Origin of the sequence: Draconibacterium mangrovi (assembly GCF_010586825.1) — a bacterium.
GTDB classification, from domain to species: domain Bacteria; phylum Bacteroidota; class Bacteroidia; order Bacteroidales; family Prolixibacteraceae; genus Draconibacterium; species Draconibacterium mangrovi.
The window spans coordinates 150,573-162,679 of record NZ_JAAAGB010000006.1 but is presented as its reverse complement, the minus strand read 5'-3'; the positions used below and the strand labels follow the sequence as shown (position 1 = coordinate 162,679).

Annotated in this window: 12 protein-coding genes; 2 read left to right on the top strand and 10 right to left on the bottom strand. The window is 42.7% G+C overall.

The annotated features are described in order from the left end of the window. Position 1: 1 nt before the first annotated feature. The 5 genes from yiaK to G4420_RS15720 all read right to left on the bottom strand — a co-directional run bounded on the left by yiaK (position 2) and on the right by G4420_RS15720 (position 4,557). Positions 2-1,009 carry a 3-dehydro-L-gulonate 2-dehydrogenase gene (gene yiaK / locus G4420_RS15740; protein ID WP_204273715.1) on the bottom strand — a complete coding sequence of 336 codons (1,008 nt, stop codon included), beginning with the start codon at positions 1,007-1,009 and terminating at the stop codon, positions 2-4. Continuing rightward, entirely contained in the window at positions 1,010-1,333 is a 324-nt protein-coding gene (locus G4420_RS15735) for a MazG nucleotide pyrophosphohydrolase domain-containing protein (RefSeq protein ID WP_163324899.1), read from the bottom strand. Between the two features lie 5 nt (positions 1,334-1,338). Beyond that, complete coding sequence (locus G4420_RS15730) at positions 1,339-2,040, bottom strand: SDR family oxidoreductase (RefSeq protein WP_163324898.1); 702 nt, start codon at positions 2,038-2,040, stop codon at positions 1,339-1,341. Between the two features lie 69 nt (positions 2,041-2,109). Further along, entirely contained in the window at positions 2,110-2,802 is a 693-nt protein-coding gene (locus G4420_RS15725; RefSeq protein WP_163324897.1) for a response regulator transcription factor, read from the bottom strand. After that, on the bottom strand, positions 2,803-4,557 hold the full coding sequence (locus G4420_RS15720; RefSeq protein WP_163324896.1) for a sensor histidine kinase: 1,755 nt from the start codon (positions 4,555-4,557) through the stop codon (positions 2,803-2,805). Positions 4,558-4,728: 171 nt separating this feature from the next. On the opposite strand from G4420_RS15720, the gene G4420_RS15715 reads away from it, so the two are divergent. Next, positions 4,729-5,649, top strand: coding sequence for a hypothetical protein (locus G4420_RS15715; RefSeq protein WP_163324895.1), 921 nt, complete (start codon positions 4,729-4,731; stop codon positions 5,647-5,649). Positions 5,650-6,417: 768 nt separating this feature from the next. Here the strand turns inward: G4420_RS15715 and mtnP are convergent. Together mtnP and mtnA are read right to left on the bottom strand one after the other, a co-directional pair. Continuing rightward, a complete protein-coding gene (gene mtnP / locus G4420_RS15710; protein ID WP_163324894.1) occupies positions 6,418-7,170 on the bottom strand; it encodes an S-methyl-5'-thioadenosine phosphorylase in 753 nt (250 codons plus the stop codon). Between the two features lie 4 nt (positions 7,171-7,174). Then, positions 7,175-8,281, bottom strand: a complete 1,107-nt coding sequence (gene mtnA / locus G4420_RS15705; RefSeq protein WP_163324893.1) for an S-methyl-5-thioribose-1-phosphate isomerase — start codon at positions 8,279-8,281, stop codon at positions 7,175-7,177. 92 nt (positions 8,282-8,373) lie between these two features. Between mtnA and G4420_RS15700 the strand changes: the two genes are divergently transcribed. Beyond that, on the top strand, positions 8,374-8,997 hold the full coding sequence (locus G4420_RS15700; RefSeq protein WP_163324892.1) for an HAD family hydrolase: 624 nt from the start codon (positions 8,374-8,376) through the stop codon (positions 8,995-8,997). On the opposite strand, the gene G4420_RS15695 is transcribed toward G4420_RS15700, so the two are convergent. From G4420_RS15695 to G4420_RS15685, 3 genes are read right to left on the bottom strand one after another with little or no spacing between them, the layout of a single operon-like run. Continuing rightward, on the bottom strand, positions 8,989-10,326 hold the full coding sequence (locus G4420_RS15695; RefSeq protein WP_163324891.1) for a peptidylprolyl isomerase: 1,338 nt from the start codon (positions 10,324-10,326) through the stop codon (positions 8,989-8,991). The genes G4420_RS15700 and G4420_RS15695 overlap by 9 nt on opposite strands. Before the next feature lie 4 nt (positions 10,327-10,330). Further along, a complete protein-coding gene (locus G4420_RS15690) occupies positions 10,331-11,140 on the bottom strand; it encodes a peptidylprolyl isomerase (protein ID WP_163324890.1) in 810 nt (269 codons plus the stop codon). Between the two features lie 3 nt (positions 11,141-11,143). Then, on the bottom strand, positions 11,144-11,962 hold the full coding sequence (locus G4420_RS15685) for a peptidylprolyl isomerase (protein WP_163324889.1): 819 nt from the start codon (positions 11,960-11,962) through the stop codon (positions 11,144-11,146). Between the last annotated feature and the right edge of the window lie 145 nt (positions 11,963-12,107).

Below are 12,107 nucleotides of genomic sequence, written 5' to 3'. Positions count from 1 at the left end.
TTTACATGGATATTATATCCTCCCAAAACTTTTGATCAACAGGAATTCCTCGCCTATAGTTTTCTTCACGCAAATAAACAACCCTTTCGCCGGGATATTTTAAGGGAGTTTCAGGACTAATTAAGGCAGAGGCTTTAAAATCATCAATTATCACAGAAATCGTACTTTCAATAGAGGGATAGTTTTTTAGTTTCTTCAAGTCAATAGCTATAAAAACCTGCGAAACACCATGTTCTTTTTCTCTTTTACTTAATTCACTGGTTGATAATCCCGCCGATAAAATGGTTGCCAATATATCTAGCAACAATGATAATCCGGCACCTTTCCAATAACCAATCGGCAATCCTCGCATCGTTTCAAGAATTTCATCCGGCCTGTTGGTTAGCTCATTGTTTTTATTGAAACCTCCGGCAAAAGGAAGTTCTTTTCCTTCTGTTTTTAGTGCTTCAATTTTTCCATATGAAAACTGAGTCATGGCGAAGTCCAAAACAATGGCTTCGGTTCCAAAAGGAACGGCAAAAACCATGGGGTTATTCCCCAGTCGGCTTTCTTTTGCTCCCCATGCCGGCATATTTCTCTCGGTATTCGTCCATCCGATAAAGACATAACCTTTTCGGGCAGCCTGCCACCCGTAGGTACCGCCTCGCATCCAATGGTTGGTGTTGGCAATTGCTACGCATCCAATCCCATTATCCGAAGCCACTTTCATTGCCTGCCTTGTGCAAAACTCTGCATTGAGAGGGCCGGGGCCAAGATTGCCGTTCCATTGTTCAATGGCTCCTGCACCACTAACTTTTTCTGGTAGAGCGTCTGGTTTTATGAAGCCTTTTTTCAGGTATTCCACAAAACGAGGGAAACGATAAACGCCGTGCGAATAAATTCCTTCCAGACTGTTTATTGCGAATATTTCTGCACACTTTTTTGCCTTTTCTTCCGAGAAATTGTTTTTAAGAAGGATGCGGGCAAACTCCGCTCGCATCTCAGCATATGGAATTCTTATTGTGTTCATTTATATAATTTCCCAAATACGCTTTTTATTCTTTTCCTCTTTGCTGCGAAAAGCCTCTTCCAAATCGATTCCCTTGCGGTTGGCAATGGCGCACAAATAAATGAAAATGTCTGCCAGCTCATCGGCAATTTCGGGGAAATTGGAATTTGAATCTACGAGCAATCCTTCCGATTTTCGAACGGCTTTAAACAGTTCGCCTACCTCTTCGCCCAGCAACAGGCACTTATCGATGGTAGTTTGCTTGGCAAAACCCCGCTCCTGCTCCAATGCAGTAACATATTTTTGAAAATCGGCTAATTGTGGTTGATCCTTTAAAATGGGCATAATTTTTAACTTATACTGTTTGGCGATTCTAAAATTACTTCTTGTACACAGGCTCCGGGAGAAAGCTGCAGCAACCATTCAATGGTTTTAAACAGGTCGTTTGGTTGAATCATCTCCTCGCTTTCCAAAGGTGTTCCGGCATCAAAAGCCATTTCGGTGTTTACCCAGCCCGGGCACAAAGCTGTTACCTTAATTCCCAGCGGATTTAACTCGCGGTAAAGCGATTCGCTTAAACCAACCATCCCAAACTTTGAGGCGCTATAAGCTCCACTTCCGGCAAAACCAATCTTCCCCGCTCGCGATGCCACATTAAAAATGTAACCGGATTTTTGTGCTTTCATTACCGGAACAACTTCTTTCAATAGTGAAAATTGGGCTGTCAGATTGGTCTCCAGCATTTTCTCAAAGTCATCATCAGAAATATCCACTGTTCCGTCATAATAAATTCCTGCATTGTTTACTAGAATATCGATACTTCCATTTTCCGAAACAATTTTTGCAATCGCTTCTTTTACGGCTGGCTTATCGGTAATATCAAGCTGCAATACTTTTGCACTACTCCCAATCTGTTGTGCCACTTGCTCAAGATTCTGTTTATTTCGCCCCACCAGAATGGTTTGGTAGCCCAGCTGCGCCAGTCCTGTGGCAATAGCTTTACCAATTCCTTTTCCTGCGCCGGTTATAATGGCAGTCTTACTTTCATTCATAAAATACAATTTGAATCTTAAAGATAGGAAGAGGAACGCAGATAACGCAGATTTTTGTTGTTTTTCCGATCAGGAATTTACTTCCAGTAGAAATCCGCTGCCATGAATATTCTTTATCTCGATATTCGGATCGTCCTTAAGATATTTGCGCAGTTTGGTAATAAAAACGTCCATGCTGCGGGCGGTAAAATAACCGTCTTCGCCCCAAATCTTGCGAAGTGCCGTTTCGCGCGATAGCAGTTCGTTTTTATTTTGGCAGAGTAATTTCAGCAAATCGGCTTCTTTGGGCGACATCTTTTGTTTATTCCCATTACTAGTGATTACCCGAAGTTTTGAATCAAATTCGTACATGCCAATGGAAAAAACAGTTTCATCATTTACCGGTTGAACCGACTGCCTTTTTATGATCGCCTGAATTTTACACAGCAATACTTCGGTATCAAAAGGTTTGGTGATATAATCGTCGGCTCCCACATTGTAGCCTTTCAAAATATCTTCCTTCAGTGTTTTTGCAGTTAGAAAAACCATCGGGATATTTGCGTCGAGCTTACGTATTTCTGTGCCAATTGTAAATCCGTCGATATTGGGCAACATTACATCCAAAATACAAATTTGAAAAGACCCGGATTTGAATTTATCCACCGCATATTTTCCGTCGTCAACCCAGGTAACTTCGTAGTCGTTCAACTCGAGGTACGATTTTAAAACCGCCCCAAAACTCAGGTCGTCTTCCACCAGAAATATGTGTTGTACTTTGCTCATTTACTCCCTCACAAAAGGTAAAAATACATCAAATTTGCTTCCCTTGCCGGGTTCGCTGCTCACGGAAATGGTTCCGCGATTCGCTTCCAACACGGCTTTTACATAACTCAATCCCAGCCCAAAACCTTTAACGTTGTGAATATTACCGCTGGTTTGGCGGTAAAAACGCTCGAATATTTTTGCCTGTACCGCCTTGTTCATACCAATTCCTTTATCGGCTACCGAAACGACCACTCCTTTTTGCTGGTTGATTGTTGACACGGTAATCTCAGGTGTATCGCCGGAATATTTATTGGCATTGTCGATGAGGTTATAAACCACATTTGTACAATGAATCCGGTCGGTAGTCACCATTGAATTAATGGCTTTTAAATCCAGCTCAATCTTTCCGCCTCGTTTTTCAACCTGCAATTTAATTCCCTGAACGGCATCGCTGATGAGATCGTGCACATCAATGGTTTCCCAATGAAATTCAAAATCCTTTTTGTCAAGCCGTGCAATGGTAAGAATATCCTCCACCTGTCGGTTCATGCGGGTATTTTCCTTTTTAATCATACCCGCAAAATATTTTATACGCTCCGGATCGCCCAGCACTTTCTGATTAGTGATCGAATCGGTTGCCACCGAAATTGTTGCAATAGGCGTCTTAAACTCGTGGGTCATGTTATTGATGAAATCCGATTTCATCTCCGAAATTTTCTTTTGCCTTATAATGTAAAAAATACTGAGCGCAAAGGTCATTAAAATGATCACCGAGAACAAAAAAGAGGCAATCAGCAACCAGTTTAGCGAGCGATAAATAAAACTGTCGCGGCCGGGGAAAACAACGGCCAATTTTATGTCTTTCTGAAAAATATCGTTGGGATAAAGCTGGGTCTGAAAAACGGTGTTCGCCACCTCCAGCGAATCAGTTACCGGTTTGGGGAAACTCAACTTATCGCCCCGAAAAATTCCGTATTCAAAATCGAGTGGGATATTGTTTTCGTCCAACTCTTTTTTTAGCACATCGTAAATCAGGTTTTCATCCAACTGACGCACGTCCCATGTGGCAACTTCTGTAACCACTTTGTTGGCCATTCGTTTCAGGCTGGTGGCCTTAAGTTTTACACGTTTTGAGATATCGGGAGCCAGAATCTGAAAAGTATCCAGATCAGTAAGCAGCGAATCGATCTTTACAGTACTAATGGTGTAAAGCGAGTCGGCACTTCTTATTATTGTGTCGCTTTTTACAAATACAACACTTCCCGGCTCTGGATTATCGCCGGCAATTACAACATGGCTTTTCCCTGTAGTAGAACTGCTTAGATTATACGTGTACGACTGCACTTTCCGACTGTCGGAATCATTATCAATATGAATTTCAATGCGGGCCTCATCATTGTCGGGTGCAAATTCGCGAATGATCTTTACCGGCCGCCGGGTGGAGTCGGTACGCTGCCGAAAAACTCGTGTTTTACCCGGCGAAACATTCCAAATTAACTCATCATCCGAGTCAGAATCAAATTCAACATCGAAATCAAAATTCTGAAGCAGATCGGTTGAATCCCCTGCAAACACCATTTCGTTTACCACACCAAAATTATGCAGATCTTCCAAACGACTTACGGTTTGCTGCAGCGCCTGGTTAACACCTCGTTCAAACATCTCGTTTTTTACCCTGATGGCGTTGTTCATCCACACCAGTTGAACGGCAATAATCCCCAAAATGGAGATGCCCATCAAAACGATTAATCCGGTAAAAAGCTTTCTGTTCATGCTTCAAATATAGGCATTTACCCATGCCGATTGCAGATTTTAACTTTTCCTTAACAGATTTTAACCGGCCTTTAACGGATTGATTGACAGCCCTCACCCTATATTTGTTTCGTGATTCAGAAATTGATTTTAGCGAACCGAATCAAACGTAAAACAAAATAATTTAACGACATGAAACAAGTATTATCACTTACCGGAATTTTAGCCCTTGCCTTAATTTTATCATCTGCCATTTCAATTAACGAAGCACCGCAGGATCCTCCAAAAACTAAAAAGGAGAAGAAGCACATTAAAATGGTGAAGATTGAAGACGATGGCAAAAAAATGGAAATCGACACTGTAATTGAAGCCAACCAGGTTTTTGTGTGGAATGGCGACACAATTGGTGGCAACAAAGCCTTGAGTTGGATATCGGAAGAGGATTTCGATTTCGATTTTGACATGGACTTTGACATTGATGTGGAAAGCGACGAAAACGGGAATGTATTTATCCTGAAGGGGAAAGGTGCCTCAGAGCCAATGATCTATAAATTTAAAACCGAAGATGGTGACTCGGCAAAGCACATAATGATGAAAGTAATTTCGGATGATGTGTCTTCAGATATTATGCAGTGGCACAGCAGAAGCGGCAACGACATGTTTTTTGGTACACCTGCCACAGCCGGCCCGAAAATGATTCGTATTGAGAAACAAAAAAACGACAATGTAATTGACTTAAGTGATCCGGGAATCATTTCGTTCGAGAAAAAAGAACTGAAAAACGGAAAAGAAAAGATTGTGATCGTGCGTGAAAAGCCGAGCGAAGAAGATGTTGAAGTGCATGAAGAAATTATTATGCACAACAGCGACGCAGCGCCAATGATCATTCACGAAGGAATGCCGAATATGACCAAAAGAATTAAAGTAATTGCCGACGATGAAGGCCATGTTGAGATTTTGGAAAACGGCAAAACCTGGACTGTTGAGGAAAGCGACGAAGACACACAGGTAATTGAAAAAGACGGCAAAAAGATCATCATCAAAAAAACAAAAAAAGATGGTGAGATGAAAGTTGATGTGGAAGTGGAAGAGAATATTGAGGAAGAAAACTAATTCAATACAATTTCAGAAACAGCAAAGCCAGTGTAATTAACAACATTGGCTTTGTTGTTTTAGGATTAGACCAGCACTTAAATAATTTTAGTTTCGCCCTATCGGGCAGATTCGACTCTTTGGTTTAGCCCAAAGAGTAGACAGAAAACCCAAGGCTGCGCCCGCTTCCCTCGGAAAAGCTACGCGATGCCAGCTAAAATTCCTGAAACTCGTCGTACCTCCTCAAACATCAGTAATTTTTTACGCCGTCAACGCTTGTTTTCCGGCTCACCGGCCGAGGCCAGGCTCCGATGTTGCTAACGTTGCATCAGTGGAAGGCCTCTTTTGGTCGTTGCCCGGAGTTGAAATGAAACCTTAGTGAGAGCGGGAAGCTCCGTGGAATCGAGGAGATCACCCGTCCGAATTTAGGTTTTATGAAAATGGAGGGTAAAGATCAAAAGCAGCCTTGACTTTTTTGTATCGTTTTTGTGTCAAGACAAAAATGATAGCCTCCGGCAGGAAAAGGCAATAGTCTTCAAATGAGATATTATCAATCTTGCCTCCACCAAGATCAAATTTTAACTCACATTTATGAGATCAGATTTTTATAATAAAAAAGCGGCGCTCGCAAGAGTGCCGCCGGAAACTGAATAGCCAAACAATCAAAGTTGGCTGAAATATTTAGTATTAACTGAACGGTTATAAAAACTGCGTTTCATGGCATTGAGGCAGTTGTATCAGGTTTTACAAATGCTGTGCCAAAAATGCCAAAAAACCATTCAATACATACTATTTTTGCAGCGATGCGATCGTGTTTTGCAGCAGCGCAATTACGTGCCTAACATTCTCATTAAATACTTTCAACACCTCTTCCCAAGTAACAGGCGCTTCATCCACATTCCAGCAATCGTAGTCGGTACTAAGAGCCACTGCCGCATACGGTATTTCCAGCTCATTAGCCAGTGCACACTCGGGTGCTGTCGACATATTTATAACATCGGCGCCCCACATACGAAACATATTCGATTCGGCACGTGTTGAAAAGCGCGGTCCCTCAATAGTTATTACCGTTCCGCATTTATGAAATGCAAGGTCCAAATCTTTGGCATTTTCAATTAAAGCACGACGCAGGTGCCAGTTAAACGGATCTGCCATTGCCGGGTGGTTAAGTTTTCCATCTTCAAATTCTTCCACAAAGCTGTTTTTCCGGAACCGGGTAAAATCAATAAACTGATCGAGCATCACAATCTCTCCTCGGCCAATCTCCAAACGAAGACTTCCGCAAGCGGTGGTCGCCAAAATGTGGGTACACCCCAACTCTTTAATAGCCCAAATATTAGCCCGGTTATTCACTGCCGAGGGCGGAATGGAATGATCGCGGCCATGCCTCGACAAAATAGCCACTTCAACGCCACCAATTTTGCCGCATTTAAACGACGATGAAGGCGCACCATATGGCGTTTCAACACTTACCTCTGTTACATCTTTCAGGATAGCAGGATCTTCCAGGCCGGAGCCTCCTATTATTGCAATTTTCTTCATAGCTTTATCTGTTAATTTTCTCGGGATACAATTTTAAAATACTCTGTTTATCGGCTTTACAAATACCACGTTCCGATATTAATCCACTCACCAGCCGCGCCGGAGTTACATCGAAACCGTAATTGGCGACTGAACTTTTTTCAGGAATTAAACGCACCGTTTTTATCTGCTCATCATGCCAGCCTTCAATCTCCGCCACCTCATCGCCCGCTCGTTGCTCGATGGGAATGTCCTTCACTCCGTCATTCATATCCCAATCGAATGTACTTGAAGGCAAAGCCACATAAAAAGGTACGTTATTATCGTGGGCAGCCAGCGCTTTCAAATACGTTCCAATCTTATTGGCCACGTCGCCGGTAACGGTTGTTCTGTCGCTGCCAACAATTACCATGTCTACCATGTCGTGTTGCATTAAATGGCCACCTGCATTGTCGGGAATAACCGTGTGCGGTACTCCTTGTTCGCCCAGTTCGTAGGCAGTCAGTCGTGCTCCCTGGTTTCGCGGGCGTGTTTCGTCTACCCAAACATGCACCGGAATTCCTTTTAAATGCGCTTTATAAATGGGCGCAGTTGCCGTTCCCCAGTCAATACAGGCTAACCAACCGGCATTGCAATGAGTTAAAATATTCACCGTGCTGCCCTTCTTCTCATAGATTTCCTCAATCAGTTCCAGCCCGTATTCCCCTATTTTATCGCCAAATTCTATTTCCTGCTGTTTTAACTCGCCGGCTTTTGCCAGTACTTTTGCTATCAGTTCTGCATCATCCTTATTCGCCAACATAAAAGCCAGCATTTCATCCACAGCAAAAGCCAGATTTACCGCTGTTGGCCGCGATGATTTCAAATAATCAGCTACCCCTATCAAGTCTTCTTCCCAGCTTTCATTTTGTAGCTGACGAAGCGCCAGGTACATGCCATAAGCCGCAGTTACCCCAATTAATGGTGCACCGCGAACCACCATTTCTTTAACGGCAAAAAAAGCATCGTCGGCCGAGCGCATGGCAAAAGTTTCGAAGACAAAAGGCAATTTCCGCTGATCGATCACCTGGATAATTCTTGGGTCATCGGCGTCAACCCAAATAGTATGATAATGTTCTCCCTGAATTTTCATTGTAGATAAACTTCCTGTAGTTTCTAAAGTTTAATATGAAGTTAAAAAAGATTTTCCCTAAATACTTACTTTCGTAAAATAAATTTAGAGAAATGAAGGCAGACCTTACGAACATAAAAAATATCATTTTCGATTTGGGGCGCGTGTTGTTAAACCTTGATTTCGATGCGTCGATTAAAGCTTTTCAACAATTGGGCAGCGACGGCGAAGTTCTCGATCACAAAAATGCGTATGCCGACCCGATTTTCTACAACCTTGAAGTTGGAAAAATTACGCCTGCCGAATTTAGAAGCGGCGTAAGAAAAGTACTCAAAAACGAACAACTTACTGACCGCCAAATTGACGAGGCCTGGTATGCGATGATCCTCGACATTCCGGCACACCGCGTAAAAAAGGTGCAGGAACTCAGCAGAAATTACAACCTTTATTTGTTTAGCAATACCAATCAAATTCATATCGACCGATTGCTTGCTGAATTTAAAGCGCAACACGGCATTGATTTCCCATCGCTGTTTAAAACGGTTTATTATTCGCACGAAATTCACGACCGCAAACCGGAAGTAAGTGCCTATGAAAAGGTAATTACACTGTCGGGAGTAAATCCGAAAGAAACACTGTTTATCGACGATCTGGAAAATAACATCGATGCCGCGCAAAAAACAGGATTAAAAACTTTCTGGTTACAAAATGGCATGGAAATGACTGAGCTATTTTAAGATGCGAACCCGTTTTATCCGAATATCTTCAATCGGCCGCCAACGCCTGTCGGTTTCCACCTGAACTATTTTATCCACCACATCCATTCCTGAAGTTACCTGCCCAAAAATGGTGTAACTGCCATCGAGATGAGGTGCGCCACCTATGGTCTTATAAACCTGTCGCTGCTCGGCCGAGAACTTGTAATTATTGACTTCCTCCAAATCGTCCAAACCCTTATCAAAATATTTTCGCCCCGAAACGATGTAAAACTGCGATCCATCAGAACGTTGTCGTTCATTTTCGGTATCCGGTTTTCGTGGCGACCCGATCATTCCGCGTTTATGATACAAACCGGGAACAATATGCGCCGGGATAGTGTAACCGGGACCTTTCCACCCCACATTTGCACCGGGCACTGCATAGCGGGTATCGGCAGCACCACTCTGTATTCCGAAGTCTGCAATTACACGGTGAATCAACAAACTATCAAAATAATGTTCTCTGGCCAGACGGATAAAATTATCGCGGTACTCGGGTGTTTCGTTAAAGAGTTTTATGGTAATGTCGCCGTAATCGGTTTCCATAACAAGGCCCTTAATTTTGCGGTTTTCGGCAGCAACCTTTTCGTTCGAAGTATTTTTTAGCATCTCCAACGGCTCGGGTGTATCGTTTTTCTTTCTGAGCATGGCTGCGATAAATTCAGATGGGATGGCAAAACTCTGCAATTCGAAATTAACCGTTCCGGAATAAGCCACGCCAATCGCTTTTCCTGTTGATACAAAAATTGGGGCTCCAAACTGCGATGTCCGAATATTATTGGTAATACGGAACAACCTCGTTCCCCTGATACTGGCAAGGTTTATAACTTTTCCCGTAAAAAGTTGCAGGGTTTTCCCTGTTTTTGGTGCCACATAAAACGATTTGGCAAAATTGGGCAAGGTGTCTGTGTGCAACTCAATGGGTTCGCGGCTAATGCTGTCCACCTTTAAAATAATCAGGTCGTTTATACGATCGAAAGCCACAAAACTGCGTGCGGTGTATTTCTTATTCTCATCAAACGGCTGAACCTTAACATTGGTAGCCTGATTGATCAAGGAATATTTGGTAACCAACAGATCTTCGCCAACAAAAAATCCCTGCCCCGATTCCAATATCCGGTCCCCGTCATACGAATCTATTTTGGCAATCGACCGCATTAATTCATTCCAGATATCCTGTTGTTCATCCGCAGCAGCGTCTGGGTTGGCTTTTGTTTCCTCCTGCTGCGTTGTTTGCTTTTTTTCTTTCTTTCCACAGGAACTCAAAAAAACAACTGCCAGTAATATGAAAAGAATTTGTTTCGCCATAACACTACTTAATCACACTCACTTTGATTTTCACATCGTTATACGGCCGATTATTGCTGTCGGTTTTTAGGGCTGCAATTTTATCAATTACATCGAAACCCGAAATGCACTCGCCAAAAATCGTGTATTTACCGTCCAGCTCCGGATAACCACCAACGGTAGTATACGCTTCGCGCTGCGCTTCAGAGAATTCAAGCGTATTGGGATCCAGATTATAATCGGTTTCAATGTCGTCTTTTATTTCGCCGGCTAATTCCCGGAATTCTTTCACCTTTTTCTCTTCTTTCAACTGTTTCAGCTGCTCCCGAACTTCAGGTGTCATATACTTCTCCACAATTTTTTTTCGGATAGGAACATTCACCGCCATTTCCATGGTATCCAAAGCGCCGCTGGTATGCACGCTCCCTTTTACAATAAAAAACTGCGAAATATCCGACTGTTTAAACGGGTTTACCTCATCGGGCTGGCGGGGTGCACAAAGCGATCCCTTTTTATGAAAATAGTGCTTCAGAATTTCGTCGTCAACGGTTTTATCCGGATCGCCATAACCAATACGTTTTCCCGGAGGTGCGTTTCGCGAGCTTTTTGAACCTCCCTGAATCAGAAAATTCTCGATCACACGGTAAAACAAAGTGCCATCGTAATAACCTTCGTTGGCCAGCTCGATAAAAGCCTTTTGGTGTTTTGGTGTGTCGTCGTAAAGCCGGAAACGCATATCGCCGTAATTCGTCGAAATCTCGATAACACGCGATTGTGCAGTTACTGAAACCCTTAATAAACAAATAAATACAATTAACAATCCGGTTCTCAACATAAGCTATTTTGCGCGTTTTATTTCCATTTTTATATCCGTTTTCGGACGGTCGTACTGATCCGTTTCAACGGTCGCTATCTTATCCAAAACATCCAGTCCTTCAACAACCTCGCCAAAAACAGTGTAATCTCCATCTAACGATGGATAGCCGCCAATGGTAGTGTATGCCTCGCGCTGCTCGTCGGTAAACGAAAATTTTGGTTGCTCAGCCCATGCACTATCGGCAGCTGCGCGCAGTTCAGCAACAAAAATATTAAAACCATCCTGATCGTTATTTTTTCGGTATTCGTCTAACTTCGGTTTTTCTTCGGCAAATTTTTCCTGCATAAATTCATTCTTGGCGCGGCTGTTCAGCATCATTTCCATGGTGTCGAGTTTCCCGGGTGTAAAAACTTCGCCATGTACAATGTAGAACTGTGAGCCGCTCGATCGTTTTTCAGGATTAGAAGGGCCGCTACGGCGCGCTGCTGCCAAAACTCCTTTTTTATGAAAATGCTGCGGAAGGATTTCTGCCGGAATAGTATATCCCGGATTTCCACCTCCCAAACGTTTGCCGGGCGCTGCATCTTTCGAGTCGGGATCGCCTCCCTGTATCATAAAATTCTCCATTACCCGATGAAAAAGCAATCCATCGTAATAACCTTCGTCAATCAGTTTTAGAAAATTCTGTTTGTGCTCCGGCGTATCGTCGTATAATTTCAATTTTATTTCGCCAAAATCTGTTGAAATAACAACAAGGTCTTGTTCGTTGCTCTGTTTGGCATTGCTGCACGAAATTCCTGCGCCTACAAAAGCAATTAATATTAAAACAATTAATTTCATTCGTTTACTATTGTCAATTCTCAATGGTAACTCAGGGAACTTGCTTATAATCCTCTTCCAATGTGTCAAATTCTTACATGCTCGTTTCTTCATTCCTATATAATTTTCTTATTTTAACATTACAAAATTCCCGTAAAGATAAAAA

Excerpts from the sequence above, each read along its gene's own strand:
- yiaK (WP_204273715.1), bottom strand. The coding sequence starts at position 1,009 with ATGAACACAATAAGAATTCCATATGCTGAGATGCGAGCGGAGTTTGCC.
- G4420_RS15735 (WP_163324899.1), bottom strand. The coding sequence starts at position 1,333 with ATGCCCATTTTAAAGGATCAACCACAATTAGCCGATTTTCAAAAATAT.
- G4420_RS15730 (WP_163324898.1), bottom strand. The coding sequence starts at position 2,040 with ATGAATGAAAGTAAGACTGCCATTATAACCGGCGCAGGAAAAGGAATT.
- G4420_RS15725 (WP_163324897.1), bottom strand. The coding sequence starts at position 2,802 with ATGAGCAAAGTACAACACATATTTCTGGTGGAAGACGACCTGAGTTTT.
- G4420_RS15720 (WP_163324896.1), bottom strand. The coding sequence starts at position 4,557 with ATGAACAGAAAGCTTTTTACCGGATTAATCGTTTTGATGGGCATCTCC.
- G4420_RS15715 (WP_163324895.1), top strand. The coding sequence starts at position 4,729 with ATGAAACAAGTATTATCACTTACCGGAATTTTAGCCCTTGCCTTAATT.
- mtnP (WP_163324894.1), bottom strand. The coding sequence starts at position 7,170 with ATGAAGAAAATTGCAATAATAGGAGGCTCCGGCCTGGAAGATCCTGCT.
- mtnA (WP_163324893.1), bottom strand. The coding sequence starts at position 8,281 with ATGAAAATTCAGGGAGAACATTATCATACTATTTGGGTTGACGCCGAT.
- G4420_RS15700 (WP_163324892.1), top strand. The coding sequence starts at position 8,374 with ATGAAGGCAGACCTTACGAACATAAAAAATATCATTTTCGATTTGGGG.
- G4420_RS15695 (WP_163324891.1), bottom strand. The coding sequence starts at position 10,326 with ATGGCGAAACAAATTCTTTTCATATTACTGGCAGTTGTTTTTTTGAGT.
- G4420_RS15690 (WP_163324890.1), bottom strand. The coding sequence starts at position 11,140 with ATGTTGAGAACCGGATTGTTAATTGTATTTATTTGTTTATTAAGGGTT.
- G4420_RS15685 (WP_163324889.1), bottom strand. The coding sequence starts at position 11,962 with ATGAAATTAATTGTTTTAATATTAATTGCTTTTGTAGGCGCAGGAATT.